The organism is Microcoleus sp. D2_18a_D3, assembly GCF_036702455.1.
In the GTDB taxonomy this organism is placed as follows: domain Bacteria; phylum Cyanobacteriota; class Cyanobacteriia; order Cyanobacteriales; family Microcoleaceae; genus Microcoleus.
Genome location: NZ_JAUBTK010000017.1, coordinates 71172 through 94361, shown reverse-complemented (window position 1 = coordinate 94361; position 23190 = coordinate 71172). Strand labels below are relative to the sequence as shown.

25 protein-coding genes and 1 pseudogene are annotated in these 23190 nt (G+C 45.1%); 9 read left to right on the top strand and 17 right to left on the bottom strand.

Annotation, left to right across the window (positions count from 1 at the left end):
- Nucleotides 1-3452, bottom strand: a 3452-nt coding sequence (locus QUB06_RS10875) for a DUF4347 domain-containing protein (RefSeq protein ID WP_333435295.1), incomplete at its 3' end; no start/stop codon positions are given.
- 603 nt (nucleotides 3453-4055) lie between these two features.
- Here QUB06_RS10875 and ctpA point away from each other — a divergent pair.
- Nucleotides 4056-5294, top strand: coding sequence for a carboxyl-terminal processing protease CtpA (gene ctpA, locus QUB06_RS10870; protein WP_333435294.1), 1239 nt, complete (start codon nucleotides 4056-4058; stop codon nucleotides 5292-5294).
- Between the two features lie 212 nt (nucleotides 5295-5506).
- Here the strand turns inward: ctpA and QUB06_RS10865 are convergent, their stop codons facing one another.
- The 4 genes from QUB06_RS10865 to psaM form a co-directional block, all read right to left on the bottom strand.
- Nucleotides 5507-6058: an RNA-guided endonuclease TnpB family protein gene (locus QUB06_RS10865; protein WP_333435293.1), complete on the bottom strand. Its 552-nt coding sequence runs from the start codon at nucleotides 6056-6058 to the stop codon at nucleotides 5507-5509.
- A 37-nt stretch (nucleotides 6059-6095) separates the two neighbouring features.
- The gene (locus QUB06_RS10860; protein WP_333435292.1) at nucleotides 6096-6599 is read right to left on the bottom strand and encodes a helix-turn-helix domain-containing protein; all 504 of its coding nucleotides are present in this window, start codon (nucleotides 6597-6599) and stop codon (nucleotides 6096-6098) included.
- A 187-nt stretch (nucleotides 6600-6786) separates the two neighbouring features.
- Complete coding sequence (locus tag QUB06_RS10855) at nucleotides 6787-7203, bottom strand: slr1601 family putative cell division protein (RefSeq protein WP_333435291.1); 417 nt, start codon at nucleotides 7201-7203, stop codon at nucleotides 6787-6789.
- Nucleotides 7204-7488: 285 nt separating this feature from the next.
- On the bottom strand, nucleotides 7489-7584 hold the full coding sequence (gene psaM, locus QUB06_RS10850) for a photosystem I reaction center subunit XII (protein ID WP_015174804.1): 96 nt from the start codon (nucleotides 7582-7584) through the stop codon (nucleotides 7489-7491).
- A 119-nt stretch (nucleotides 7585-7703) separates the two neighbouring features.
- On the opposite strand from psaM, the gene QUB06_RS10845 reads away from it, so the two are divergent.
- From QUB06_RS10845 to QUB06_RS10835, 3 genes and pseudogenes are all read left to right on the top strand, one after another.
- Nucleotides 7704-7961, top strand: a complete 258-nt coding sequence (locus QUB06_RS10845; protein ID WP_333435290.1) for a hypothetical protein — start codon at nucleotides 7704-7706, stop codon at nucleotides 7959-7961.
- Nucleotides 7962-8056: 95 nt separating this feature from the next.
- A complete protein-coding gene (locus QUB06_RS10840; protein WP_333435289.1) occupies nucleotides 8057-8827 on the top strand; it encodes a TerC family protein in 771 nt (256 codons plus the stop codon).
- Nucleotides 8828-8972: 145 nt separating this feature from the next.
- Nucleotides 8973-9083: pseudogene (locus tag QUB06_RS10835) on the top strand (Uma2 family endonuclease); the annotation flags it as partial.
- On the opposite strand, the gene QUB06_RS34680 reads toward QUB06_RS10835, so the two are convergent.
- Together QUB06_RS34680 and QUB06_RS10830 are read right to left on the bottom strand one after the other, a co-directional pair.
- Nucleotides 9032-9400, bottom strand: a complete 369-nt coding sequence (locus tag QUB06_RS34680) for a hypothetical protein (protein ID WP_445251374.1) — start codon at nucleotides 9398-9400, stop codon at nucleotides 9032-9034. The pseudogene QUB06_RS10835 and the gene QUB06_RS34680 overlap by 52 nt on opposite strands.
- A gap of 49 nt (nucleotides 9401-9449) precedes the next feature.
- Nucleotides 9450-10370, bottom strand: a complete 921-nt coding sequence (locus QUB06_RS10830; protein WP_333435288.1) for a PIN domain-containing protein — start codon at nucleotides 10368-10370, stop codon at nucleotides 9450-9452.
- 51 nt (nucleotides 10371-10421) lie between these two features.
- On the opposite strand from QUB06_RS10830, the gene QUB06_RS10825 reads away from it, so the two are divergent.
- Nucleotides 10422-10757: an element excision factor XisI family protein gene (locus tag QUB06_RS10825; protein WP_333435287.1), complete on the top strand. Its 336-nt coding sequence runs from the start codon at nucleotides 10422-10424 to the stop codon at nucleotides 10755-10757.
- Between the two features lie 96 nt (nucleotides 10758-10853).
- Here QUB06_RS10825 and QUB06_RS10820 read toward each other — a convergent pair whose 3' ends face one another.
- Nucleotides 10854-11942, bottom strand: a complete 1089-nt coding sequence (locus tag QUB06_RS10820; protein ID WP_333435286.1) for an ABC transporter ATP-binding protein — start codon at nucleotides 11940-11942, stop codon at nucleotides 10854-10856.
- Nucleotides 11943-12068: 126 nt separating this feature from the next.
- Here QUB06_RS10820 and QUB06_RS10815 point away from each other — a divergent pair, with 126 nt between their 5' ends.
- Both QUB06_RS10815 and QUB06_RS10810 read left to right on the top strand, forming a co-directional pair.
- The gene (locus tag QUB06_RS10815; RefSeq protein WP_333435285.1) at nucleotides 12069-13775 is read left to right on the top strand and encodes an iron ABC transporter permease; all 1707 of its coding nucleotides are present in this window, start codon (nucleotides 12069-12071) and stop codon (nucleotides 13773-13775) included.
- A 230-nt stretch (nucleotides 13776-14005) separates the two neighbouring features.
- The gene (locus tag QUB06_RS10810; RefSeq protein ID WP_333435284.1) at nucleotides 14006-14527 is read left to right on the top strand and encodes a pentapeptide repeat-containing protein; all 522 of its coding nucleotides are present in this window, start codon (nucleotides 14006-14008) and stop codon (nucleotides 14525-14527) included.
- 65 nt (nucleotides 14528-14592) lie between these two features.
- Here the strand turns inward: QUB06_RS10810 and QUB06_RS10805 are convergent, their stop codons facing one another.
- The 6 genes from QUB06_RS10805 to QUB06_RS10780 form a co-directional block, all read right to left on the bottom strand.
- Nucleotides 14593-15642 (bottom strand): Fe(3+) ABC transporter substrate-binding protein, encoded by a 1050-nt coding sequence (locus tag QUB06_RS10805; protein ID WP_333435283.1) that lies wholly within the window; start codon nucleotides 15640-15642, stop codon nucleotides 14593-14595.
- Nucleotides 15643-16401: 759 nt separating this feature from the next.
- Nucleotides 16402-17877: a glycogen synthase GlgA gene (gene glgA / locus QUB06_RS10800; protein ID WP_333435282.1), complete on the bottom strand. Its 1476-nt coding sequence runs from the start codon at nucleotides 17875-17877 to the stop codon at nucleotides 16402-16404.
- A 64-nt stretch (nucleotides 17878-17941) separates the two neighbouring features.
- On the bottom strand, nucleotides 17942-18079 hold the full coding sequence (locus QUB06_RS10795) for a hypothetical protein (protein WP_333435281.1): 138 nt from the start codon (nucleotides 18077-18079) through the stop codon (nucleotides 17942-17944).
- Nucleotides 18076-18375, bottom strand: a complete 300-nt coding sequence (locus tag QUB06_RS10790; protein WP_333051746.1) for a hypothetical protein — start codon at nucleotides 18373-18375, stop codon at nucleotides 18076-18078. Before QUB06_RS10790 ends, QUB06_RS10795 begins: the two co-directional genes overlap by 4 nt.
- Nucleotides 18372-18560 (bottom strand): hypothetical protein, encoded by a 189-nt coding sequence (locus QUB06_RS10785; RefSeq protein WP_333316394.1) that lies wholly within the window; start codon nucleotides 18558-18560, stop codon nucleotides 18372-18374. The genes QUB06_RS10790 and QUB06_RS10785 overlap by 4 nt, the downstream gene beginning before the upstream one ends.
- A gap of 90 nt (nucleotides 18561-18650) precedes the next feature.
- Nucleotides 18651-19379: an AIM24 family protein gene (locus QUB06_RS10780; protein ID WP_333435280.1), complete on the bottom strand. Its 729-nt coding sequence runs from the start codon at nucleotides 19377-19379 to the stop codon at nucleotides 18651-18653.
- A 180-nt stretch (nucleotides 19380-19559) separates the two neighbouring features.
- Here QUB06_RS10780 and QUB06_RS10775 point away from each other — a divergent pair, with 180 nt between their 5' ends.
- Nucleotides 19560-21056, top strand: a complete 1497-nt coding sequence (locus QUB06_RS10775; RefSeq protein WP_333435279.1) for a glycosyl hydrolase family 57 — start codon at nucleotides 19560-19562, stop codon at nucleotides 21054-21056.
- A gap of 143 nt (nucleotides 21057-21199) precedes the next feature.
- Here QUB06_RS10775 and QUB06_RS10770 read toward each other — a convergent pair whose 3' ends face one another.
- Nucleotides 21200-21499, bottom strand: coding sequence for a hypothetical protein (locus tag QUB06_RS10770; protein WP_006633230.1), 300 nt, complete (start codon nucleotides 21497-21499; stop codon nucleotides 21200-21202).
- 46 nt (nucleotides 21500-21545) lie between these two features.
- Nucleotides 21546-22160 carry a DNA-3-methyladenine glycosylase gene (locus QUB06_RS10765; protein ID WP_333435278.1) on the bottom strand — a complete coding sequence of 205 codons (615 nt, stop codon included), beginning with the start codon at nucleotides 22158-22160 and terminating at the stop codon, nucleotides 21546-21548.
- A 20-nt stretch (nucleotides 22161-22180) separates the two neighbouring features.
- Between QUB06_RS10765 and QUB06_RS10760 the strand changes: the two genes are divergently transcribed.
- Nucleotides 22181-22303 carry a hypothetical protein gene (locus QUB06_RS10760; RefSeq protein ID WP_006633228.1) on the top strand — a complete coding sequence of 41 codons (123 nt, stop codon included), beginning with the start codon at nucleotides 22181-22183 and terminating at the stop codon, nucleotides 22301-22303.
- Between the two features lie 171 nt (nucleotides 22304-22474).
- On the opposite strand, the gene QUB06_RS10755 is transcribed toward QUB06_RS10760, so the two are convergent.
- Nucleotides 22475-22993, bottom strand: coding sequence for a pentapeptide repeat-containing protein (locus QUB06_RS10755; RefSeq protein WP_333435277.1), 519 nt, complete (start codon nucleotides 22991-22993; stop codon nucleotides 22475-22477).
- Nucleotides 22994-23190 lie beyond the last annotated feature (197 nt).

The following is a 23190-nucleotide window of genomic DNA, read 5'->3' as shown; positions in this document are numbered from 1 at the left end:
GGTGTTGGTGTTGGAGTTGGTGTTGGCGGAGTTGGTGTCGGTGGTGTTGGCGGTGTTGGTGTTGGCGGTGTTGGTGTTGGCGGTGTTGGTGTTGGCGTAGTTTCGTTATCAGTAATGGCGACAGTGACACGCCCGATCGCAATTCCGCTATATTTAACGTCGGTACTTGTTACGGCGTGATTGATTGTGCCTGTGTGAGTACCTTCTACAACAGTGTCATCAGTCGCAGTCAAAGTTACAGTTTGGGCAATATTCCAATTAGTGTTGTCGAAGGTGATGGGGGCGATCGCACTTATTTGATTTCCCCCGTCAAAGCTGACTGTTACCTGCGCTGTTGGCTGCGAATCTAGCTGAAGTGTATAACTTCCCGTTGCACCGCCTTCTGCTGCTGTTGTACTGGTGGGATTAACGGTAACGCCGACTGTATCGCTGTCGCTGTTAGTAACGCTGACATCCGAGGGATTGAAATTGTTGTAATTGCTGTCTGTACTAACAGCAGCCTCAGTGACAATAGTGTAAGGAATATCGCCGTCAGCGATATTGTCGCCAACACCTGTCACCGTTACCGTCTGCGCCTGATTCCAGTTATCAGGAGTGAAACTTAAGCTATTAGTAGAAACTGTTCCTTCTGCCGGATTGGAACTGCTTAAAGCTACCGTAACAGGTGCCGTAGGTTGAGTGTTGAGGACAACACTGAAATTAGCCGTACCTCCCGCTTCTGTTGTCGTTAATCCTGCTGTGGGATTAACGGTAATGCCGGGAGTTTCGTCGTCGCTATTCGTAACGGTGACATCGGCAGCACTGAAATTGCTGTAATTGCTGTCTGTACTAACAGCAGCCGCAGTGAAAATAGTATAAGTTTGATTGCCGTCGGCAATATTGTCATCAACGCCTGTTACCGTTACAGTTTGCGGCGCACTCCAATTGGCGGGAGTGAATGTCAGCGATGGTGTAGAAACTGTTCCCTCGGCAACATTGGAACTGCTTAAGCCAACAGTCACATTAGCAGTTGGTTGAGAGTTTAGTTGGACAGTAAATGTTGCTGTTCCTCCTGCTTCTGTTGTACTTAATCCGCTATCGGGATTGACGGCAATTCCAGCAGTGTCGTCATTAATAATCGTAGTTGTAGCAGTAGCAGTACCAATTGTCGAACTGCCGCCGGGAAGACCGCCATCAGGCAATGTGACGGGATTTGATAGAGTGACGGTAATAGTTTCGTCTGGTTCAACGCTACCATCACCCAACACATCGAGGGTGACAGTTTTCGATGTTTCGCCAGAGGCAAAATTAATCAGACCAGTCGTACTTGTTGCGCCAGAAGTGCCGCCGATATTGTTGTAATCGCTGCCGTTGGTGGCAGTTCCGCCAATTGCATAATTGACAGTGCCTGCTGAATCTGTCCCGCCACTGCGACTAACAGTAAATATCAGCGGATTTGTGCCGGAGTTGCCTTCAGGAACAGTACCAGCACTAGCACCAACTGTGTAAATAATCGGATCGTTAGCAGGAATTGTTAGGGTAGTTTGAGGGATTGTACCTGCAAACCCTCCCGCACTCGTACCAAAACTCAAGACAACTGCTTCATCCATTTCTGCAAGGTTGTCTGGTTTGATAGTTACAGCTATATTTTGAGTCGAACTGCCGCTACCTGCGGGAAAAGTGAGAGTATTAGTAGAAAGAGTATAATCGGCACCTTGAGTAGCTCGTGAGGTTCCAGCAGGAACGGGCAAGACAGTTGCGATCGGTACAATCAAGTCTGTAAAGCGTAAACCGTCTTCGACTGTCACAGGAATATTAACAGTCGCATCTGCGTCTCCTTCAAGACTGCTGTACGCAGAATTACCAAAACTTGCTTTCAATAGCACATTCAACAGAATTGAAACTCTGTTACTGTTGGTATTTGCGACAGCAATATCTTGTCTGCTATCAGAGTTGAAATCTCCAACCGCGATCGCCCTAGGAGTGGTTCCCCCACTATTATAATTAAACGGCCCGTTAAAGGTTCCTTGACCGGTTCCAGTTAAAATTGAAACATTATTAGAACTGGCGTTCGCTACAGCTAAATCGGGTTGACCGTCAGCGTTGAAATCACTAACGGCAATATCCTCTGGACTTAACCCAACATTAAAGTTAGCAGGATTGCTAAAAGTGCCTTGACCTGTCCCTGATAAAATTGATACGTTCTGACTGCCGGCATTGGCTACAGCCAGATCGGATCTACCGTCAGCGTTAAAATCTCGAACTGCGATCGCACTCGGACTTTGACCGACATTAATATTAGTCGGATTGCCAAAACTACCTTGACCAATTCCCGATAATATGGTAATATTATTTGAATTTTGGTTGGCGACGGCGAGATCGAGTAGATTGTCGCCGTTAAAATCTCCCGCAGCGATCGCGCTGGGACTTTGCCCAACATTCACAGTAACAGGAGTGGAAAAATCGCCTTGTCCCGTTCCTAAATAAATGCCAACATTGCCTTCAGGTACAAAACCATTGCCACTGGATTGAGTAACGGCAATGTCGAGTAAATCATCAGCATTAAAATTGCCGACAGCGATCGCGCTAGGATTTTCGAGGGCAGTCAAAAATCCCGGAGTGTTAAAGTTGCCATTCCCCGATCCTAAAAAGATATAAATGCTGCTAAATTCGACACCTTGCGCGGAAGTTATAGCTAAGTCAGAAAAGTTATCGCCGTTAAAATTGCCAACTGCGATCGCGGTAGGACCCAATACCGGAGTCAAATCAGTTCCAGAGTTAAATCCTCCTTGACCGTTGCCCAGTAAAATAGAAACCCTATTCGAGGTGGGGTTAGCAACAGCTAAATCTAAGATGCCATCGGTATTGAAATCGCCAGTCGCAACAAAGGATGGACTGGTTCCCGCATTAAAATTATTAGGAGAACTAAACGTATTGAGGACGTGGCCGTAAGCTGCGATCGCTTCTGGCCCAAATGCAATGCCAGCTTTAATTGTCCCCGCTGTCACTGCCAATTCCCAGTCGCCGCCGCCTTCTGCACAACCTGTCAGATTCTCAGAAGCAGCAACACTTGCCCCTGTTAGTTGACTCAAACGCTGTACAAATGCTTTGCCTATATTTCCTTGGCCAACATTACAGCCGTAGAGGATAATTTCGGCATTTGGTGTCAGCGATCGCGCCCATGCTTGGACTGCTGCTACGCAATTACCCGCGCGATCTCTCAAATTTTCCCAACTCAATTCAACGTTCCCCAGTTGCACGCAGCCTGGGTGCCCGTGGGCAATAATGTGAATTATTGAAAATTGCTCTCCCTGCAAAGCTTCGGCAATTTGTTCCAGACCGTTGCGGTTCGACTCTAATTGAATTACCTCGGTTTCAGGGATAACGCCGTCGATTAAGATTTGAGGGTCGGGGACGGCAGCATCGATAAATGCGATCGCTTTTGTGGAAAATGGAGTCATTAAGTTTAACATGACACACCTGCTAAAATTAAAATAGGATATTAGGATATCCTATGACTGATGTTTTTGTTTAGCAGCTATCCAAAAAATCTTTGTTTTTCCCACTTGCGTTATCAAAAATTCATATAAGTTTTGATAACTTAACCAACTATATAATCATTAATTTTTAACGTATCGATGATGTACGGATGCCACTCAATCTTGTTGCATCCAGACAGATAGTCCTGGACGCACTGCGAGACTCAGAAACCAAGTTTTTTACAGAGTCTGAGGGCGAGAACGTATCTTTTCGTACATCAAACCCGGTTTCTCGACTCCGATGGCTAAGTCCTAATCGAGATACTCAGGTGGTGCTTGAGTATAGCTGCGGAGAGTGGAACAAGGTTTACAAGCAATCCCTCGCGGGTCGCGCCAGCCCAGGGCGCAAGCGAATCGCGCCCTATTCCTGAGACGATCGCGTAATATCATCGACGACCGATCGCTTATATTTATTTACAAGTGGCAGCGGGAGGCTCGCGATCGTTCACAAGGCGAGTTAAATCTGCAACAGCGTTCCCAACGTACAAACGTAAAATACATAAAATGTAATACTTACTGGTATTTTACGGAACAATCATGCACAGACGAGTTTTCCAGATTGCGATTTTACTTTTCCTCCAAGTCGTCCTGGTTCTAGGTGGGTGGGCGCAGCCTGCGGCGGCGCTGACTCCTGAACAGCAGCTATTGAGCGAAGCTTGGCGAATTGTCAATCGCTCTTATGTGGACGACAGCTTCAACTCTCAAAACTGGTGGTCGATTCGCCAAAAAGCTGTCAAGGAACCACTTAACGACAGACAGCAGACTTACACGGCTATTCAGGGGATGCTGGCGAAACTCGACGACCCGTTCACTCGACTACTGAAACCCGAACAGTACCGCAGTTTGCAGGTCAACACTTCGGGAGAATTGACGGGAGTGGGGCTGCAAATTGCGATCGACCCCCAGACAAATACTCTGACAGTGGTGGCTCCTTTGGCCGGCTCACCGGCAGATAAAGCTGGCATCCAACCCCTCGATCGCATTCTGAAAATAGACGGCACTCCTACCTCAGAATTGACCCTAGACGAAGCAGCAACTCGAATGCGCGGCCGCATCGGCACTCCCGTTACCTTGACCTTGGGGCGCGAGGGAAGGGACGCTGCTGAGGAAATTAAGCTAGTGCGCGATCGCATTGCTCTGAATCCGGTTTACGCCGAATTGCAGTCGGCCTCGGAAAATTTACCGGTGGGCTACATTCGCTTGAGTCAATTCAGCGCTAACGCCACTGAGGAAGTCGCTCACGCGATCGACCGCTTGGAAAAACAAGGAGCCGCCGCCTACATTCTCGACCTGCGGAACAACCCGGGCGGACTGTTGCAAGCAGGGATTGAAATTGCCCGCTTGTGGCTCGATTCCGGGACGATCGTCTACACGGTGAACAGACAAGGCATTCTCGGCAGTTTTGAAGCCTCTGGACAAGCCCTAACTAACGATCCGCTGATTGTTTTGGTGAACAAGGGAACTGCCAGTGCTAGCGAAATTTTGGCGGGTGCGCTGCAAGATAACGGCAGAGCTCAACTGGTAGGAGAAAAGACTTTTGGCAAAGGGCTGATTCAGTCGCTGTTTGATTTGTCTGACGGTTCCGGGTTAGCCGTGACTGTTGCTAAGTACGAGACACCGAACCACAAAGATATTAACAAGCTGGGGATTTCGCCCGATCGCGTAGTGCCTTTGGAACCCATCGCGCGCGATCAAATCGGCACCGCAGCAGACTTGCAATATCAAGCTGCACTGCAACTACTGAAAGAAAAAACCGTGCTGGCCAAGTCAGTATAAGCCTGAGTTTGAAGTTTTGAGATTGCAATAGGTGACAATACGCAGGTCTGTCTGTCTCTGCGTTTGCTTCGCCACGACAGACAAGAATCATCCTAAAAACTGCTTCGTGAAACTTATCTAAACTTGTCTAAACTCATTTTTAGACACAATTCGAGTTCACTTCCTACGCTGTTGGGTAGACGGCTAATCCCAAGATAAGTAGGCTATTCCCCTCAAGCCGAGGGTTCCCAATTTAAAATATTCAAACTTGCGTTAAAATCCCGATCCAAAGATCTGCCACAAGTAGGACAGTCAAAAGTCCGAACGCTTAGTGGCATATCTTTTTTTGTGCCACAATTTGAGCATGTTTTCGTACTAGGGAACCACTGGTCTACTAGCACTAAACTAGCTCCATACATTTGGCATTTGTAGTCGAGCTGACGTTTTAATTCGTAAAATCCCAGGTCAGATATTGCTCCAGCTAACTTATGATTCGCCATCATTCCTTGAACATTCAAGTTCTCAATCTTAATTAGCTTGAAAGTTTTAGCTAGGTAAGTTGTTAACTTGTGAAGGAAGTCTAAGCGAATACGAGCGACTCGTGCATGGAGCTGACTAATTTTGTTGTAGGTTTTGCGCTGATTTCGAGAGCCTTTTACCTGTTTAGATGCTTGGCGCTGTAAAGTAGCAAGCTTGGTTTTCGCTTGCTTTAGCGGCTTTGGTGCATCAAAACTCTGTTGGGTTGATAGCGTGGCCGCATACTTGATGCCGACATCAATTCCCACAGAACCTTCAGACTGCCCACCGGGCAGGCGCTCTGCATCAACACAAAAGGAAACTTTCCCAGCGATTCCCTTCTTTTGAAACCGTAAAAGTTTGAGAAATAAAACCACATTCTAACGGCTCAAAAAGTCGAAAAGTTCCCAACGTAGGAATCTTGATAGTGCTACCAGCGACTAACAAAACTTTACCGTTAGATGAATCAACCGTAAAAGATTGACCGTCTCGGCGGCTGGCGAACTTCGGATGACCTGCTTTCCCCGAACGATATCGACTAAAAGCATCTTTTAAGTCAATCAAAGCGTTTTGATAAACTCGGCTAGACAACTGGTTCATCCAAGCAAATTCAGACGTTTTCTTGACGTGATTGGTGAGAACCTTCTTGACTTCGTTGAGTACCTTCGAGTCGGTAAATTTCCCCTCACTGTACATTTGAGTTCGCAGGCTCCACCCAAAATTGAAAACTACGCGCCGGAATCCTGCGTGTTTTGCCATCAACGTCGCTTCCTTGTTATTTAATTTTAGCGCCCGCTTGACAGCAAACATGAAACTTCCTCTCGGTGATTAACTGTGAATAAGTTTAGCAAAGTATTTGGCACTTAAGTTTTGCTCTTTTATTCAAAAGTGATATCACGCCCGACAGATTCATCTGTCATTGTTCGTTGTGCGAACCAATGACATACAAGAATGATGCACATCGGACGTGATATCAAAAGCCAAAACAGCCGTTCCCTTAAGGTTGGGGGGTTGATTCCTCGGCGTCGGGCACCTCGGCTTCTTGCAAAATCACCGGACGCTGCTGCGGGTCAGCTTGGTTGCTTTGCTCTTGCATCACAGTTTTAGCAAGACTAGGGTCAAAGTAGCGGTTAAAGTCCGATCGCGACTGATTTACTCGCCCTTGGGTAAGATTGACTTCAGCTTGGATTTCGTGCAATTTTTCTTGCACCGCCCGGTAGTGAGGCCAAAGCTGAACCAAAGCAGAAGTGGCACAGACTGAAAGTACAATGTTGACTGCGAATTTGACTCCTGTTTCGGCCGCGAGGGTTTGGTGAGGGTAGGAACGCTGGCGGCGGCTGCTGCGACGAGGAGTAACCCGAGGGGAGTTTTTTACAGGACGCAGTGGGGTAACGGTGGGTTGAATCGCTTGCATAATTTTTTTTCAAATACCTGAGACTGACGTTTTAGAGTTCACAAGAGCAAATTCTGAGCTTAACGCACACTCGCCGCTGTTTGTCAGGGTGCTGACACCCCAAATTGTTGAGACAAAGGTGACGCCTTAAGACGGAATTTTCCCATAAAAATGCCTGCCCTTGCAGTCTCGTCTTGCGGAACACAAACAATCTACTGCACTGGGGCAGCAATTGTCTGTATCTGTAATGCGAGAGATTTAACTGGTCAGGCAGGCGTTTTGCGGTTCGCAACTGGTGTCTGGAAACTATTTGTACAGTTCAGTTGACAACCGGAAAGCCAAGATTCCGGGAATCAAAGCAATTACGAGCGCTACGTAGACTTGGGTATCTGTTAAAGACATATTCGCAAAACTCCTTTTCGCGGGGACGAGCTTTCACCAATTTGAGACAAATTGGCGCTTTTGGGAATCATTTGTTACAACTTGCAACACAAATGCTGCCTCCGGGGAGGAGTGGGGCAGTGGCGCAGTGGCGCAGTGGCGCAGTTTTTGAGTGTCGGAGGGGGAGAATTTTGGTGTTGGATAATTGCGGGATGATTTTGATTGTTTTGTGGGATGGGCCCATGAGCCCGAAGGCGTGTATTTTCGCAGCAGGCGGGACGCCTAACCCACAAGAAGCCTCCTCAAGTTGTGCAACGCCAGAATTTTTCCTTGTTTCCTGGGACTGCTTCCTTCGGACGTTGTTGGGACGATCGCCTCCCACAGAATTACCGCGTTAGGTTAAGATTTAAGTGAAGGTGACACTAACGTTAGACAGAGCGGGTAATTTGCGCTGCGCTCGACCCTTGCCAATCTTAGGTGCACAAAATAGTTAATGATAGATCAATTTCTCGACGCTTCACCCAATTTTGGAGTTGACGGCTTTTTATTATTGTTGGTTTTGGTGGCTTTGGAGGCTGTACTTTCGGCTGACAACGCGATCGCCCTGGCGTCTATTTCTAAAGGTTTAGAAGATGCCAAGCAACAGCAAAATGCTCTCAACTTGGGTTTGATAATTGCTTTTGTACTGCGGATCGCCCTAATTTTAACGGCTACTTGGGTGATCAAGTTCTGGCAGTTTGAACTGCTTGGTGCTCTCTACCTGCTGTGGCTTGTTTTCCAACATTTTACTTCAGAGACAGACTCCGAAGGAGAACATCACGGGCCCAGATTTGCGTCTGTGTGGCAAGCAATTCCCATGATTGCTTTTACGGATTTAGCGTTTTCTTTGGATAGCGTTACTACTGCGATCGCTGTGTCTGACAACACTTTTATCGTCGTAACAGGCGCTACTATTGGAATTATTGCCCTGCGATTCATGGCCGGATTGTTCATCCGCTGGCTGGATGAGTTCGTTCACCTAGAAAGTGCTGGTTACATCACAGTTGGGTTCGTGGGAATGCGATTGTTGGTGAAAGTAATTAATCCCGATTTAGTTCCTCCGCAATGGCTGCTAGTTTCCAGTATCGTCTTGATGTTTGTCTGGGGATTTTCTAAGCGTACTCCTGAGTCAGTCGAGATTGCAAAATCTTTAGAAATGGCTCTGAATCAGCCGGATTCAGAAGTTGCACTGCCGGAATCGCAAGGACAGAAGTCCGAAAATTAACATACTTTCATTTGAATAAAATTAGCTTAAATCTGTCAAACCAACAAGATTGAAGGCTGGTCAAAACGTGCAAAAGCCTTTCATCTCGGTGACTTTAGTCTGGGGATGAAAGGCTTTTATTTTTTAATATTGTTCCCTTCAGTAGCCGATCGAACTTATGGAAGTAAAATTGGGCCTATGGGAAGGCAGTTATCAAAATCAGACTCAGCAATGGTTGCGCTGGTGGGATAGCGAGGGGAATTTGTGGCTGACGGGGAGGAACAAGCCTAACAGGAAGGCCAACGGGTACAAGCCCAGGGCCCAGTAGCCGATCGACAACAGCAACAGAAAGAGCGATTGGCGGCATATTGGCGATTGCAGGCGATCGATCCGGATCTGATTTGAGCCTTGGTGGTGGCTGTATTTTTTGAGGAGAGGGAAAGAGCGCGAGCGATGAGAAGGAGTTGCAGGCGATCGGGTTTCACCTGTCGGTAAAAAATGTAACCTTCCGGTTGAGCGGCTGCCAGTAACCTTTTCAATACCATCGATGCCTTGATAGTCCGCTCCAACAGGATTGTTATACTGTATGGTCATTTCTACTAAACAAAATCCTAATCAGGTTGGGAACAAAGAGTTGTCATTGTTATAATTCTTCTGAATCATATGCTCTAAGGTACTGAATATAATGACCAGGTGAGTGGAATCCAGATGGCAAATACATAGATGTAAGCTTCCCTTGTGGAACAATAGAGAAAAGATTTGGGGCTTCTGTTTGAGCTGCCGAATCAGAAAGTTCCTCTTCAGTAATGATCTTAAGCTCCTCTTCCGTAGGCAGTTTATCAATCTTTTCTAAACTATTTTCATTGAAATGTTTCAACCCTTCTGCCAAGGTTTCAAAACAAAAAATTGAACGAGTAGCAATGTTAGTGTTAGCTTTAACTAATTCATCATATAAAAATGAATTTAGATAGCTTTTCTTCTTAAAGGCTGTATAGTAGTCTGTATCCTTGGTGATAATCCAGATATTTTCTGAATCACTTGAGCAATTTTTGAATTGCTCCCAAGATACTTGATCGCCTAAAGGATCATTTGGTTTACCTGGTGGATTACCTACCTCTCTTCTATACCTTCCTGCTTGAATTTCATGTTCAGATGCTTCGAGAGCACCTTCAAAAAGAAGGCGAAAAGTGTGTGAAACCTTATCACTGGAACACATTATTTCTTCAAGCGTTTTGTGTATGATATCTTCAAGTTCTTTGGAGAGCTTTTGGTTTTTTTGGTATATCTCCTTGCTCTGACTATTCCATTTTTGTAGGTTTGTGCTTTCCATTTCTAGATGTTCTGGTAAATTGATTGGTTTAATATTTGATAGGTTATTAAAATGATTGCTCAAGCTTCTCTGAGCGACATCAAGTTTATTCCTGTTAACTTCCTTAACAATTTGTGAACCTATAAATATGCTATCTTTAATCTCCAAAAGGGAATCCAGTAATTTTTTTAACTCCGGCTTGTTGCTATCAAAAAAATTCAAGTATATGTTTGCATCAATAAATATTTTTTTCATAAAGCTGGCTACCAACTAAACATAATGAATAACTAAGCATTATAACATATAATGGATAACTCACTAAGCTATGCAGACATCCTCAAAAAAACCCTGCAAGAAGCAACTCGCGCCCAACCGCGTTTACAGGCGATCCAGCTTTACCCCGTCTGTGATGTCGATTCGGGTCACTTTCTGATTCTCGCTACAGGCTGGGATAAACAGCGCTGGATTGACACGATTCTGTTTCATGCTCGTTTAGTCGATAATCAAGTTGTAATTGAAGAAGATAACTTCGAGGAAGGTCTAAGCCAAGCGCTGATTGCAGCGGGTATAAAAGCAGAGGATATCGTGACTAGCCCCTTCCGTGACAACAGCGAGAGACAGAAAACCTATCAGACAGTATAAGGAAGAAGGAAGAAGGAAGAAGGAAGAAGGAAGAAGGAAGAGGGGGAGACTGGGAGATGGGAAGAGGGGGAGGATTTTCTCCCAATTAGCCATTAACTATGGCCTAGGCTTACCGACAAAGAAAGCTAAGGGAGAATTCTCACCACAAGATAACCGAACTTTAGAACCAATGGGAAAAACATTCCCTGTGGTTGTGAGTGCATATAACTTTTCGCCAGAAGGCGTTTTTAAACAATAACGATTTTCTCTGCCTAAGAATTGGCGATCGCAAACCACAACAGGCGAATCTTCATCTAAGTATAAACTCAAGTCTTCCTGCCGGATCATCAATTCTCCTTCAGTAGAAACATCACAGGGAACTTGTGAAGATGAATCTCGTTTAACAGCAAAACAACCTACTTCTGTTTCCCAAAAATCCTGCTTCAGCGATGCAGACACAAAATTAGCTTGCGTCACAAACTCAGCCACAAATCTAGATGCTGGTTCTTGATAAACTTCCTCTGGAGTGCCAAACTGTTCTAATTGGCCTAGACGCATCACCGCTACCCAATCTGAAATCGAAAGTGCTTCTTCGCGATCGTGGGTGACAAATACACCAGAGGTTCCCGTTGCTTTGAGAATCTCGCGGACTTCCTGACGCAATCTTAACCGTACTTGTACATCTAAATTACTCAATGGTTCATCTAGTAAAATAATCGCAGGTCTAGGGGCTAAAGCACGGGCCAGGGCCACTCGCTGTTGCTGACCCCCCGATAATTCATGGGGATAACGGTTTTCTAATCCTTCTAATCCCACCAATGCTAATGCTTCTGTGACACCTTTCTGAATATTATGCTTTGACTCTTTTCCTTGATGCGTTAAGCCAAAAGCTACATTTTTCGCGACAGTCAAATGCGGGAAAAGTGCATAGTCTTGAAACACCATACCAATGTCTCGCTGTTCCGGCGGGACTGACATATTAACACTGGCTACAGTTTTTCCTGCTAGAGCGATCGTCCCTGCTTGTAGCTGTTCAAAACCCGCAATTAACCGCAGCAACGTTGTTTTCCCACAACCGGATGGCCCCAACAACCCCAGTATATCTCCTTGATGTAATGTCAGGGTGACAGATGCCACCGCAGGTGATGCTGCTTGGGAATACTGTTTTGTTACACCATCCAAATGCAGAATTATAGGTCGAGCCATTATTGCTATAAATAATCAACAACTTACTATTCTACAATAAACCAGTTTAGTGATATAAATTGTCAGAAAGACTTGACAAATGTTTACACATACTGATAAACTAGCAAGCTAGACAATTTACTAGCGATGAAAAATTCCCAAAAATCACTACAACAAACAGCAATCAGCACAATTCAATGGCGATCGACCTTACGCGGTCTATCGGCTAGTGGGTGGACACTTGCTGTTATCGCTTTAGCATTGCCGATCGCCATACCAGTTTTCAGTGTCTTATCCAGTATCTTTGTGGAAGCTAAAGATACATGGCAACATCTAACCGATACAGTTTTAACTCGTTATATCATCAACTCTTTTTGGTTAATGATCGGTGTAGGCTTTGGTGTTGTCGTGATTGGCGTAGGATGTGCGTGGCTAGTAACAATGTGTCGCTTTCGGGCCAGTCGCGTATTTGAATGGGCATTACTGTTACCCTTAGCGGCCCCAGCTTATGTGCTAGCTTATACTTATACAGACTTTTTAGAATTTTCCGGCCCAGTTCAAAGTGCTTTGCGTTATATTTTTGGCTGGAGTTATGGAGACTATTGGTTTCCTAACGTGCGATCGCTCCCTGGAGCAATCTTAATGCTAATCTTAGTTTTATATCCCTACGTCTACCTATTAACAAGAGTTGCCTTTTTGGAGCAATCCACTTGTACCCTAGAAGCTAGTAGAATACTGGGCTGTAGCCCTTGGCGGAGTTTTATTACAGTTGCCTTACCAATGGCAAGACCCGCAATTGTAGCAGGTTTAGCACTGGCTTTGATGGAAACTCTCAACGATTATGGTACTGTTCAGTATTTTGGAGTTGATACATTCACCACAGGTATTTATCGGACTTGGTTTGGCATGGGAGAACGAATTGCTGCCAATCAATTAGCTGCCCTGCTATTATTATTTGTTCTGGGTTTAATTTTACTAGAACGCTGGTCGCGAAGTCGGACTAAATATTATCAAGCTAGCAGTCGCTATCGCCAACTACCAACTTATCAACTTAAAGGAATTAGGGAGATTTTAGCGGTAATTGCTTGTTTCCTGCCGCTATTTTTTGGTTGTTTATTGCCAGCAGGTCTTTTAGTCAAGTTGACCTTAGCGAATTGGCAACTAACCTTAGATGAACGCTTTTGGATATTTGCCCGTCATAGTTTAATTTTGGCAACACTGACAGCAATTTTAGCCGTAGTTATTGCCTTGATTATGGCTTATGGCTTACGGTTATATCCTAATTTAGGAGTGCAGTTAGGAACTAGAGTTGCGGCAATGGGCTATGCTGTACCTGGTTCTGTGATTGCAGTGGGGATTATGGTTCCCATTGGAAAATTTGACAATCTATTTGATAGTTGGATGCGTGAAAACTTGGGGATTTCTACAGGATTGTTGTTAAGCGGTACGATCGCAGCTTTGGTATTTGCCTATATAGTTCGGTTCCTGGCTGTTTCTTTAAATGCGGTAGAGTCAAGTTTGAGCAAAATTAAGCCTAATTTAGATGATGCGGCGAGAAGTTTGGGTTATAGCCCGATGCAAACTTTAGTTACAGTTCATACACCAATGATGACGGGAGGTCTACTAACTGCCATGATGTTAGTATTCGTTGATGTAATGAAAGAGTTACCTGCTACTATAATTATTAGACCTTTTAACTTTGATACCTTGGCTGTGCGAACTTATCAACTTGCCTCAGATGAGCGATTGGCGGAAGCTTCTGGCCCAGCCTTGGCAATTGTTTTAGTGGGGATGTTACCGGTTATTTTATTAAGTTGGAAAATTGCGCGATCGCGCAAGTCTTCAATACTATAACCCCAAATCTCTTCCCTGCTTGCACAGGTGATTGATTCTTTTAAAGCTATAGTCCGACAGGGGTTTCAACCCCTGTCTCATAGCGAAAGTCGTCTGAAGACGACTATACAGCTAGGATTTCAGTCGGTTTCAACCGACTTTAGCTATTAGACAGGGAATAAATTCCCTGGCGGGTTTCAGGAGAATGTATCAACCGTTCTTCCCTCTTCCTTTTTCTTTCATAAATCAAGATGATTAATAAAAATTCAGCAATGTTTACCCGCACTACTGGCACAATTTCCTTGTTACTACTTACTATTTTTGTCACCTTGGGATGTCAAAAACAGGCGGCTGGCCCCCTCGAAACATTACAAAAAACTAAGCAATGTCCAGGATGTGACCTGACTGATACCAAGTTAAGTGACATTGATTTAACAAGCGCTAATCTCAATGGTGCTAAGTTGGAAGGTGCTATGCTAGAAAATGTCAAACTTAATGAAGCCTTACTCGATAGCGTCAATCTCAAAGGTGCAAATTTAAAAGGTGCTTCTCTGGAAAAAGCAGGTTTATTTTCTGCCGATCTCACAAATGCTGATTTGAGTAATGCAAATCTCAAGGGGGCTTTTTTGCGAGGTGCAAAATTGAATAATGCCAATCTTAGTAATGCCGATTTAAGTGAAACTGACTTAAATAGTGCTGATTTGACTGGGGCTAACCTGAAAGGGGCAAACCTGAAAGGCGCTATAATGCCGGATGGTAAAATTAAAAATTAAAGTTGATGGGATTCGGCGGTTGAAACCGCCGAATCACAAAGAGTAGCTTCTTGTTCAAAAAGCCTCTATTTCCATCCTGCCCGATCGGCAACCTTTAAAGCTTCGGGGTTATTTTTCCCATACACATCAGGGTTGAGAGGGTCAGATTTGAATGTACCAAAACTTGCCACTACAGGATCGATCGCCACACCTGAAATCACAGGGTATTCGTTATTACTCCTAGCAAAAATTTGTTGCGCTTCGGGACTGGCTAAGTGTTCCAAGAATTTGGTCGCGCCAGCTTTGTTACGGGAGGTTTTGACTACACCCCCACCACTAATGTTGACGTGGGTACCGCGATCGCGCTGGTTCGGGAAAAATACACCTACTTTCGCCGCGATCGCTTTTTCTGCTGGATCTTTCGATTTCATTAAGCGAGCTACATAATAGGTATTAACAATGGCAATATCGCCTACCCCATCAGCAACAGCCTTGATTTGCGCCGTATCATTTCCCTCTGGAGGACGCGCAAAATTAGCCACCAATCCTCGCGCCCAAGCTTCTGTTTTTTGAGCTCCATGAACCGCTAACATAGCCCCAACCAGAGACTGATTATAGATATTAGTGGACGATCGCACTAAAACTTTGCCTTTCCACCGAGGTTCTGTCAGCGCCTCATAGGTTGACAATTGGGTAGGGTTCACCTTGCTTTTGTTATAAACAATCACCCGTGCCCGGCGCGAGAGACCAAACCAGAAACCTTGAGGATCTCGCAAACTTGCTGGAATTGCCGATGTCAGGACTGTTGAAGAAACAGGTTGCAGAATACCTGCTTGTTTTGCCCGCCACAAACGCCCACCATCCACCGTGATGAAAACATCAGCGGGGCTATTTGCACCTTCACTTTTGATCCGTTCAATTAGTTGGTCAGCATCCGCTTCAACGAGGTTAACCTTAATCCCAGTTTTTTTGGTGAAGCTTTGGTACAACTCATTATCAGTGTCGTAGTGACGTGCTGAATAAAGGTTGAGAGTGCCCGTCTGGGCTTGGACTGGGGCTTTTTTGCTGAGTTCCCCCACTGCCACGACAGCCATTGCTGTACCGCTGGCAAGAAAAATACGCCGAGAAATGCTCATTGTTCTATAATAATAGATTTTTTCATCTGGTAATTGACACGATGGTGTATCTACAGCCATCTATAGTCATTGCTTTACTATATTAATGCAAGTAATTCTTATTTGATGATCGAGAGCGTAACTATTTTAGGGCTGACGCACTACTGGTCAGAAATCCGGTCTCGACTTCGCTCAATCGGCACTTTTTTTACGAAAAGACTTTTTTATAGCCCGGAGATTAGGTAAAAAATTTGGCGTTGCTCAATTTGAGGATGATTATTGTAGGGTGTCCCCCCTGGCCCGAAAATACACGCCTTCGGGCTCATGGGCCCATCCCACAAAAAAAATCAAACTCCTGCCGCTATTATGCAGTCAAAAATTTGCTGATGAAGTTCTTGATGCCTCCAGGACTGTATTTATGACACAGATTTTTGCTGATTAGGTATCACAACACTTTCCAATAGCTATCTCCAAAAACTCCCCAGCCCAATCCCCCGTAGGTTTCTGACTGTCTGCCCTCAAAGGGCAGAGAGTGCTTTTACTAATTGCCAGCGACAACAACCTCCAGAGGTTTTATTAGATTTAGCCCATAGGGTAAATTTAAAAATATTCCTTAAACCACCTCGCACTCAAAAAAAAAGCAACAGCCATCTCCCAAGCGATTCGCGTCACCGCCATGTATCAACTGCCCGAATTCTCGACCAGGCTCAACAGCCACCAAGACGCTGGCTAGCAGTGCACACCCTACAGTTAGTAAGTTGCACACTGGCATCCTACGGATTATTTGTGTCGAATTAGCTCGTAAATTTCCACATAGTCTTTAGCTGGATATTTCCACGAATTGTCACAATTCATGCCTTGAAGCATGAGTTTTTCAAATTCATCATGATAGTCATACCACAATCCGATCGCCCGATCGAGCGCCGACTCTAAAGCGTAGTAGTCGGTTTGGTAAAATACGTAACCGTTGCGTTCTTCCGGCAGGTGGCGGGTGTCGTAATCTCGATCGAACACAGTATTAACCAAACCGCCAACTCCCCGCACCACAGGAACAGTACCGTACCTCAACCCGATCATCTGAGTCAGCCCGCAGGGTTCGTAATTACTGGGAACCACAATCATATCCCCACCGGCGTAAATTAAGTGCGACAGTTCCTCATTAAAACCTAGTTCTAAATGGCAGTCGGGATTGTCATTTAAAAAGTATTTTTCGTGCTGGAAATGAGCGTTAATTCCCGCTTCTGTCGCGGAGCCCAAAAGCACGAATTGCGCTCCCTTACTCAGAGAGTAATAAATTGCATGGTGGACGAGATGAACGCCTTTTTGGTCGTCCAAACGACCGATAAAGGTAATAATAGGCTTATCAGCATCGCGCAGGAACAGCCGATCGCGCAAAGCTTTTTTAGTTTTGGCTTTTCCTGCCAAATCCTCCTGATTGTAGTGGTGAGGAATATAGCGATCGCCATCGGGATTCCACACATCATAATCAATGCCGTTGAGCACCCCGCGAAACTTCTCTTGATATAAATGCAAAGTGTGGCCCAAACCGTAGCCACACTCGCCGAGGTGAGCTTCCCAAGCATGATGCGGCGAAACCGTGGTGACAAAGTTCGAGTAAACAATGCCGCCTTTCATAAAGTTGATAGCAAAAGGGTTAAAGTTATCTCGGAGGCGATCGTAATCAAAATAATAATCCGGTCTGTGCAAACCCGTTGCTTGCAAAATATCGCTACCTCCCATGCCTTGATGTTTGAAATTGTGAATGGTATAGCAGACTCGCTGATATTCCATCCAATTGTATTTGTAAATTTCAAACAGCAAGACTGGCACCAAACCAGTTTGCCAATCATGACAGTGAATCACATCGGGACGTTTGTTGCTTCTGAGCAAAAATTCCAAAGCGGCTTTGCTGAAAAATGCAAACCGCATATTGTCGTCATTGCACCCGTAATAACAGCCGCGATTAAAAAAGTTATCTTGAGAGCGAGGTTCGATGAAAAAACACAACTGCCCGTGCACCCAGCCGCACAACACATCGCAGAGGATTTCGCCGCCGTACCAGGGCACAGCCAAATCCCGGTAGGCCTCGTGAAGTCCCCAAATGTGGTCGTACCTCATGCAGTCGTACTTGGGTAGAATAATCTCGACGCAGTGGCCGGAATTCTGCAACTCCCGACTCAAACCGTAAACTACGTCTCCCAAACCCCCTGCTTTGATGACGGGGGCGCACTCTGAGGCAATTTGTACAATGTACATTTTTTTTTCTCGCTCCTGGATGAATCAAAAAAATATTTTCTTAACTTGACAAAGTATATGATTTCTAGGCAGATAAGCAAGTCGGCCATTGGGAATACAGGGCGATCGGGCTCCCAGAAGCCGAATTTGCGGCGGTTGCGATCGGCGATATCGTTTCGGCATTGCTGCAACTCGATCGCAAATTCCGCAAAACATAACTCATCTTCTCGCATTTGTCAACTCAATCTTTTGAGTCAAATCGCCATTTGTCTCGTCTAGTTCCGAATAGCGATCGAATAACTCACTCAAAGCTTCTTCTCCAACAATTTCTCCATTACTGACAAACTTCTCTACCTCCACCGAACCATCACTCAAAAATTCAATTTCCCACCGTTCCCCAGGTACAGCTACAATTACCATCAGAGCTTCATCGCGATGATGCGCTAAACTGTAATCGATAGCCTGTTTTTGCAATTTTTGCAAAAATAATATTACTTGGTCAAATCCATTATTTTTCATCTATCAAATCTCCCATCGCTCAACAATTTGCGAACCATCTTAAAGCCGGGGATATTTTCTTCAGCACCTCTTTCTATTTGCTCCCATATCATTTCGCTAAATTCTTCCCAACTTGGCGAATTTGCCGGAAGCTGTGCTTGTTTTATACTACCTTTTTTACCTTTGAGAATCTCAGACACTTTCATGCCTGCAAATTTGTGTGCGATGTTTCTTCCTCCTTATCTTACATAAATCCCACTCATAATTCTCATACCGCTCGACAAAAATGCAACAACTTATCCCAAACCCATAGCATCATTTTCACATACTAATAATTTACCTTTCCCCTGATAATACCAAACATAACCCTCTCCACCGCCTTTGCCAAAATGACCTAATTTTCGATAATCTTCTTCAATCCCCTTGGTAAATCCTTTTACTAAATCGCAATCTGCTATCAAACATTCACCTTGTCTGAGTTCGACAACCTTAGCTGGTGAATTTGTAGCAGCTACAACTATAGCTTTTTGCTCGCGCAAAGCTGTAACAGCAATTCTCCACCTACCGTCATTAGAAGCAGCCACTTGTCGCACTTTCAGTTTTTTAGCACCGATAACTACATTGTCCGAACAAAACTGAAATACACCATCATCAAATTCCCACTGCTCCCCATCCGACAGAACGATCGGCGTATAATGCAGGAAATTCCCTTTTTGTCTCGGTTCCAGTTTCACCGTACCAGTTCCTTGATATACGGGAGCGTTGTAGTCCATTTCCGTAGTCAACGATACCCACATATCTTTTAAACGGTTATCCGTTTTATAAACACCGGAAGTCAATTTCCCCATACACCAATGCAGCGCACCTTTTTGAATAATCACTCCCGAATTGTTCAAGTGAATTTCCGCTTGCTGAACCAAGGGAATATTTTTAGTGGGATGGTAAAACTTGTTGGTTTCTTTATTGATGTTATTTTGAACGTACCACAAATCCGTCGGTTCCAAAAGCTTGATTTCGTATTTCATAATTTACCTCGCCTATTTACGTGAAATGTGTTAAACATTTTACCCAAGATTAGGAGCTGCCGCGCTCCCGGACTTATCTTGTGAAATTTATCTTTGGCAGACATCCTCTGCTACTGTTAAGGTATCTAGCTATCTTAGCAATAGCAGACAGCGCCCCTCCACAATTGTTGAGAAAAATTTATGCCTGCGATCGCACAATCTCCCAATTTACCCATTTTACAAGAAATCAACTCAGGATTACCCAATATTTGCGGCTCCGAAGCAGAAATTAATGCCGCAGCCAATAGCAACGAACCAATCTTTCTACCTACCACAAATCTGCGCCTGGAAAATATTCAAGCCGGATTCGCCTGCGCCCTGCATATGCACCAACCCACCATTCCTGCCGGTGCAAACGGCGAACTGATCAGCAATCTCCAGAATATGTTTGAACATCCCAACCAAGGAGACAACCACAACGCCGGAGTGTTTGCTTGGTGCTATTCTCGGATGGGAGAATTTATCCCCCAACTGATTGCCGAAGGCTGCAACCCGCGAATTATGCTCGACTATTCGGGCAACTTATTGTGGGGATTGCGCCAAATGGGACGCGACGATATCTTTGATAATCTCAAGCGGATTACCTGCGATCCTCAATATCAACCCCACGTAGAATGGCTGGGCACAATGTGGAGTCACGCCGTCATTCCCTCAACTCCCATTCCCGACATCAAACTTCAAATTCAAGCATGGCAACATCATTTTGCTGCCATTTTTGGCATTGATGCCCTCAAGCGCGTCAAAGGTTTTTCGCCCCCAGAAATGCACTTTCCCAATCACCCAGATACACTTTACGAATACATCAAAGCTTTGAAAGAATGCGGCTATCGCTGGCTGATGGTGCAAGAACATTCTGTAGAAAATCCCGACGGTTCGGGATTGTCGCAAGACCAAAAATATATTCCCAACCGTTTGGTTGCCCGCAATTCTCACGGCGAAACAATCGGCATTACGGCTTTGATTAAAACCCAAGGTTCGGATACAAAATTGGTCGGTCAAATGCAGCCTTATTACGAAGCTAAAGGACGCAATAAACAGCAAATTGGCAATGTCACAGTTCCTTCTTTAGTTACTCAAATTGCCGACGGCGAAAATGGCGGCGTGATGATGAATGAATTTCCCAGCGCCTTTGTCAAAGCTTGGCACGAAAACCGCGAACAAGGCGGCGGAAAATCCGGTGTTGTTGGTTTAAACGGCACTGAATATTTGGAGATAATTGAAGCGGCGGGCGTCAATCCTGATGATTATCCGATTTGTCAGGGGATTAACCAGCACAAAATCTGGCAGCTAGTCGATCCCGACAGTGCGACACCGGAAAAAGTCGAAAGTGCGATCGCCCAACTCAAGCAAACCGACCATAATTTTCACATGGATGGTGCTTCTTGGACTAACGATTTGAGTTGGGTGAAAGGCTACGAAAATGTCTTGGAACCGATGAATCTACTCAGCGCTGCATTTCACAAAAAATACGACCCGCTGGTGCAGCAAGATGCTTCAGTTACCAAGCAGTTTGAATACCAGCAAGCTTTGCTTTACAACTTGTTGCTACAAACAAGCTGTTTCCGCTATTGGGGACAGGGAACTTGGACTGATTACGCGCGGGAACTTTACAACCGCGGCGCTGCTTTAATGAAGTAGGAGAATTTATTGTAGGGTGCCCCGCCAACAAAGTGTTTGAGCCTCCTCAAATATCGGCGCTAACGCACCCTACATCTAGAAAACTTCATTGATAAAGAGAGGACTAAAGCCCTCACTACAAACACCGACTTACCAATTACTGTCTACATTTCCTGCATTAACCGCAAATAGTTTTGCCGCATTTGCGTCATATTTTCCATCATTCTATTAGCCATATCTTTCTCAACATCGCTCATTTGTTGCCAAAATAAAGCCGATCGCCTCGCCATAATTGCTTCTTCCCAAAGCATCTCCAAAAGTTGCGCCGCCATTGGGTTTTCAGCATCGATAATCCCACACAATTGCTCGAAGGCCCGGTTGGCTTCGGTGTGAGTGCTAACATCCTGAACCAGGCTTAGGCATTTTTTGAGTTGTACGATCGGATTTTCAGAAGAGTAAGCCATAATTTCACGAAGATAAGCGACAAAATTTACAATGATACCTTTGACATTACAAGAGTTGTGACACAGCCGTACAGTTCCCTACATACCAGCGCCAAGGCAAATCCATTCCTTGAGAAATCCCGATCCGCGTAGTTTGCACAAAATTTATTGTACCCTCCTCCACAGCTTGCTGAAATTGCTCGCTCCGGTGTTCCAAACGCAGCGGTTGGCCTGCACCCAAGGCAAAACCGCTTAAAGTTCGATCGATCTCCAGCACCTTACACAGTTTCCCAGGCCCGGCGGCGAGGCGCGATCGCTTCTTCTCAGGAATTGCAGCGAATTCTTGGGGAACCGCATCTACCTGCAAAGCTCGAATCAGCACAGCACTAGCAACTCCCTCTGCATCCGTCACGACATTAAAGCAATGGTACATCCCGTAGATTAAGTAAACGTAGCTCATACCCGCAGGCCCGAACATCACCTCATTGCGAGAAGTGCGCTTTCGGTAAGCGTGACAAGCGGGATCTCCCGGGCCGTAAGCTTCGGTTTCGACAATCATTCCCCGAATTGTCTCGCCGTCAGGAAACTGCCGCACCAGAGTACAGCCGAGCAAATCTGGCGCTACGCTGGTAGATGGCCGCGCCAGCCAAAAAGATTCTACAATCTGAGTATTTGCACTCACTCAACAACAGCAGGTAAATTATGGACGTTAAGTTAGTTTTAGCAGTCTTGACAGCAGTTTTCACCGTTTGCTGTCTGTTCTTCGGCACAAAAAACGGATTCTACGATACTGACAAGTATCATGGTAACGGTTCTGCTCACTAATTTTAGGCGATTTTTAGTTGCTTAAAAAAACCGCCGCCTGTCAGTCAGGCGACGGTTTTTTTTTATGAACCACAGAGGCCACAGAGGACACAGAGAAAGAGAAAGAGAGAGCGGAAAGAATGAAAAGAAGTTGACAAATGATGACACAGCAGATTGCTGTATTTGCTGCAATTAAGGATGAATTTTGCCATCGGGCATTTTAGTTTCTTGCAAGCTAGCATTCTCGAAGTCGGCGCATCCCGGCAAATTTAAGCGAACTGTCGCTCCCCGCTCCGTTGCTTTCATATTTAAGCCAACTACTGCATTTTCTGGGTTATTTTTTTCGGGAACAGCAGTGACATTAACATCCATATTTGCTCCTTGACTATTAGCATCAAGGTTGAAAGTGATGCCGCTACATCCCAAATCAGCTCCGGTCAAGTTGGCTCTATTTAAGTTGGCATTTTTGAGGTTGGCATTGGTCAACTTGGCTCCTGATAAGTTAGCACCTTCTAGGTTAGCTCCCTGCAATTTGACTCCTTGCAAGTCTAATCCTTGTAAGTTGGCATTGCTGAAATTGCATTCTGGACACTGTTTTGTTTGCAGCAATTCCTTGACTTGGTTTTGTTGCTGGGAAAATGTTAGATATTTTACCGCAGTAAATACAACTGCGATCGACAATCCAGCAGTAACTAAATTCTTTGATTTCATTAATATCCGACAAGCTTGGGCGGCTTTCTCTCGCTGTTAAGAGATTTCTCCAAGAGTGCGATCGACCTTTCCACAATTCCCCCAAAAAAATGCAGGCATCTCCCAGAAGCAGTTCAACCCCAGGGGGACCGCATCTTATTGAACACTGTTCATCTGTGGTGAGTATATTTGGAGATAAATTCACCATTTTTAGAAGC

What these genes read in the sequence shown, in the direction of transcription:
- psaM (WP_015174804.1), bottom strand. Translation starts at nt 7,584, where the DNA reads ATGTCTTTAACAGATACCCAAGTCTACGTAGCGCTCGTAATTGCTTTG.
- QUB06_RS10815 (WP_333435285.1), top strand. Translation starts at nt 12,069, where the DNA reads ATGAAAAATTCCCAAAAATCACTACAACAAACAGCAATCAGCACAATT.
- QUB06_RS10825 (WP_333435287.1), top strand. Translation starts at nt 10,422, where the DNA reads ATGGATAACTCACTAAGCTATGCAGACATCCTCAAAAAAACCCTGCAA.
- glgA (WP_333435282.1), bottom strand. Translation starts at nt 17,877, where the DNA reads ATGTACATTGTACAAATTGCCTCAGAGTGCGCCCCCGTCATCAAAGCA.
- QUB06_RS10810 (WP_333435284.1), top strand. Translation starts at nt 14,006, where the DNA reads ATGATTAATAAAAATTCAGCAATGTTTACCCGCACTACTGGCACAATT.
- QUB06_RS10785 (WP_333316394.1), bottom strand. Translation starts at nt 18,560, where the DNA reads ATGAAAGTGTCTGAGATTCTCAAAGGTAAAAAAGGTAGTATAAAACAA.
- QUB06_RS10760 (WP_006633228.1), top strand. Translation starts at nt 22,181, where the DNA reads ATGGACGTTAAGTTAGTTTTAGCAGTCTTGACAGCAGTTTTCACCGTT.
- QUB06_RS34680 (WP_445251374.1), bottom strand. Translation starts at nt 9,400, where the DNA reads ATGACCATACAGTATAACAATCCTGTTGGAGCGGACTATCAAGGCATC.
- QUB06_RS10830 (WP_333435288.1), bottom strand. Translation starts at nt 10,370, where the DNA reads ATGAAAAAAATATTTATTGATGCAAACATATACTTGAATTTTTTTGAT.
- QUB06_RS10820 (WP_333435286.1), bottom strand. Translation starts at nt 11,942, where the DNA reads ATGGCTCGACCTATAATTCTGCATTTGGATGGTGTAACAAAACAGTAT.
- QUB06_RS10770 (WP_006633230.1), bottom strand. Translation starts at nt 21,499, where the DNA reads ATGGCTTACTCTTCTGAAAATCCGATCGTACAACTCAAAAAATGCCTA.
- QUB06_RS10790 (WP_333051746.1), bottom strand. Translation starts at nt 18,375, where the DNA reads ATGAAAAATAATGGATTTGACCAAGTAATATTATTTTTGCAAAAATTG.
- QUB06_RS10795 (WP_333435281.1), bottom strand. Translation starts at nt 18,079, where the DNA reads ATGAGTTATGTTTTGCGGAATTTGCGATCGAGTTGCAGCAATGCCGAA.
- QUB06_RS10780 (WP_333435280.1), bottom strand. Translation starts at nt 19,379, where the DNA reads ATGAAATACGAAATCAAGCTTTTGGAACCGACGGATTTGTGGTACGTT.
- QUB06_RS10775 (WP_333435279.1), top strand. Translation starts at nt 19,560, where the DNA reads ATGCCTGCGATCGCACAATCTCCCAATTTACCCATTTTACAAGAAATC.
- QUB06_RS10855 (WP_333435291.1), bottom strand. Translation starts at nt 7,203, where the DNA reads ATGCAAGCGATTCAACCCACCGTTACCCCACTGCGTCCTGTAAAAAAC.
- QUB06_RS10860 (WP_333435292.1), bottom strand. Translation starts at nt 6,599, where the DNA reads ATGTTTGCTGTCAAGCGGGCGCTAAAATTAAATAACAAGGAAGCGACG.
- QUB06_RS10840 (WP_333435289.1), top strand. Translation starts at nt 8,057, where the DNA reads ATGATAGATCAATTTCTCGACGCTTCACCCAATTTTGGAGTTGACGGC.
- QUB06_RS10805 (WP_333435283.1), bottom strand. Translation starts at nt 15,642, where the DNA reads ATGAGCATTTCTCGGCGTATTTTTCTTGCCAGCGGTACAGCAATGGCT.
- QUB06_RS10755 (WP_333435277.1), bottom strand. Translation starts at nt 22,993, where the DNA reads ATGAAATCAAAGAATTTAGTTACTGCTGGATTGTCGATCGCAGTTGTA.
- ctpA (WP_333435294.1), top strand. Translation starts at nt 4,056, where the DNA reads ATGCACAGACGAGTTTTCCAGATTGCGATTTTACTTTTCCTCCAAGTC.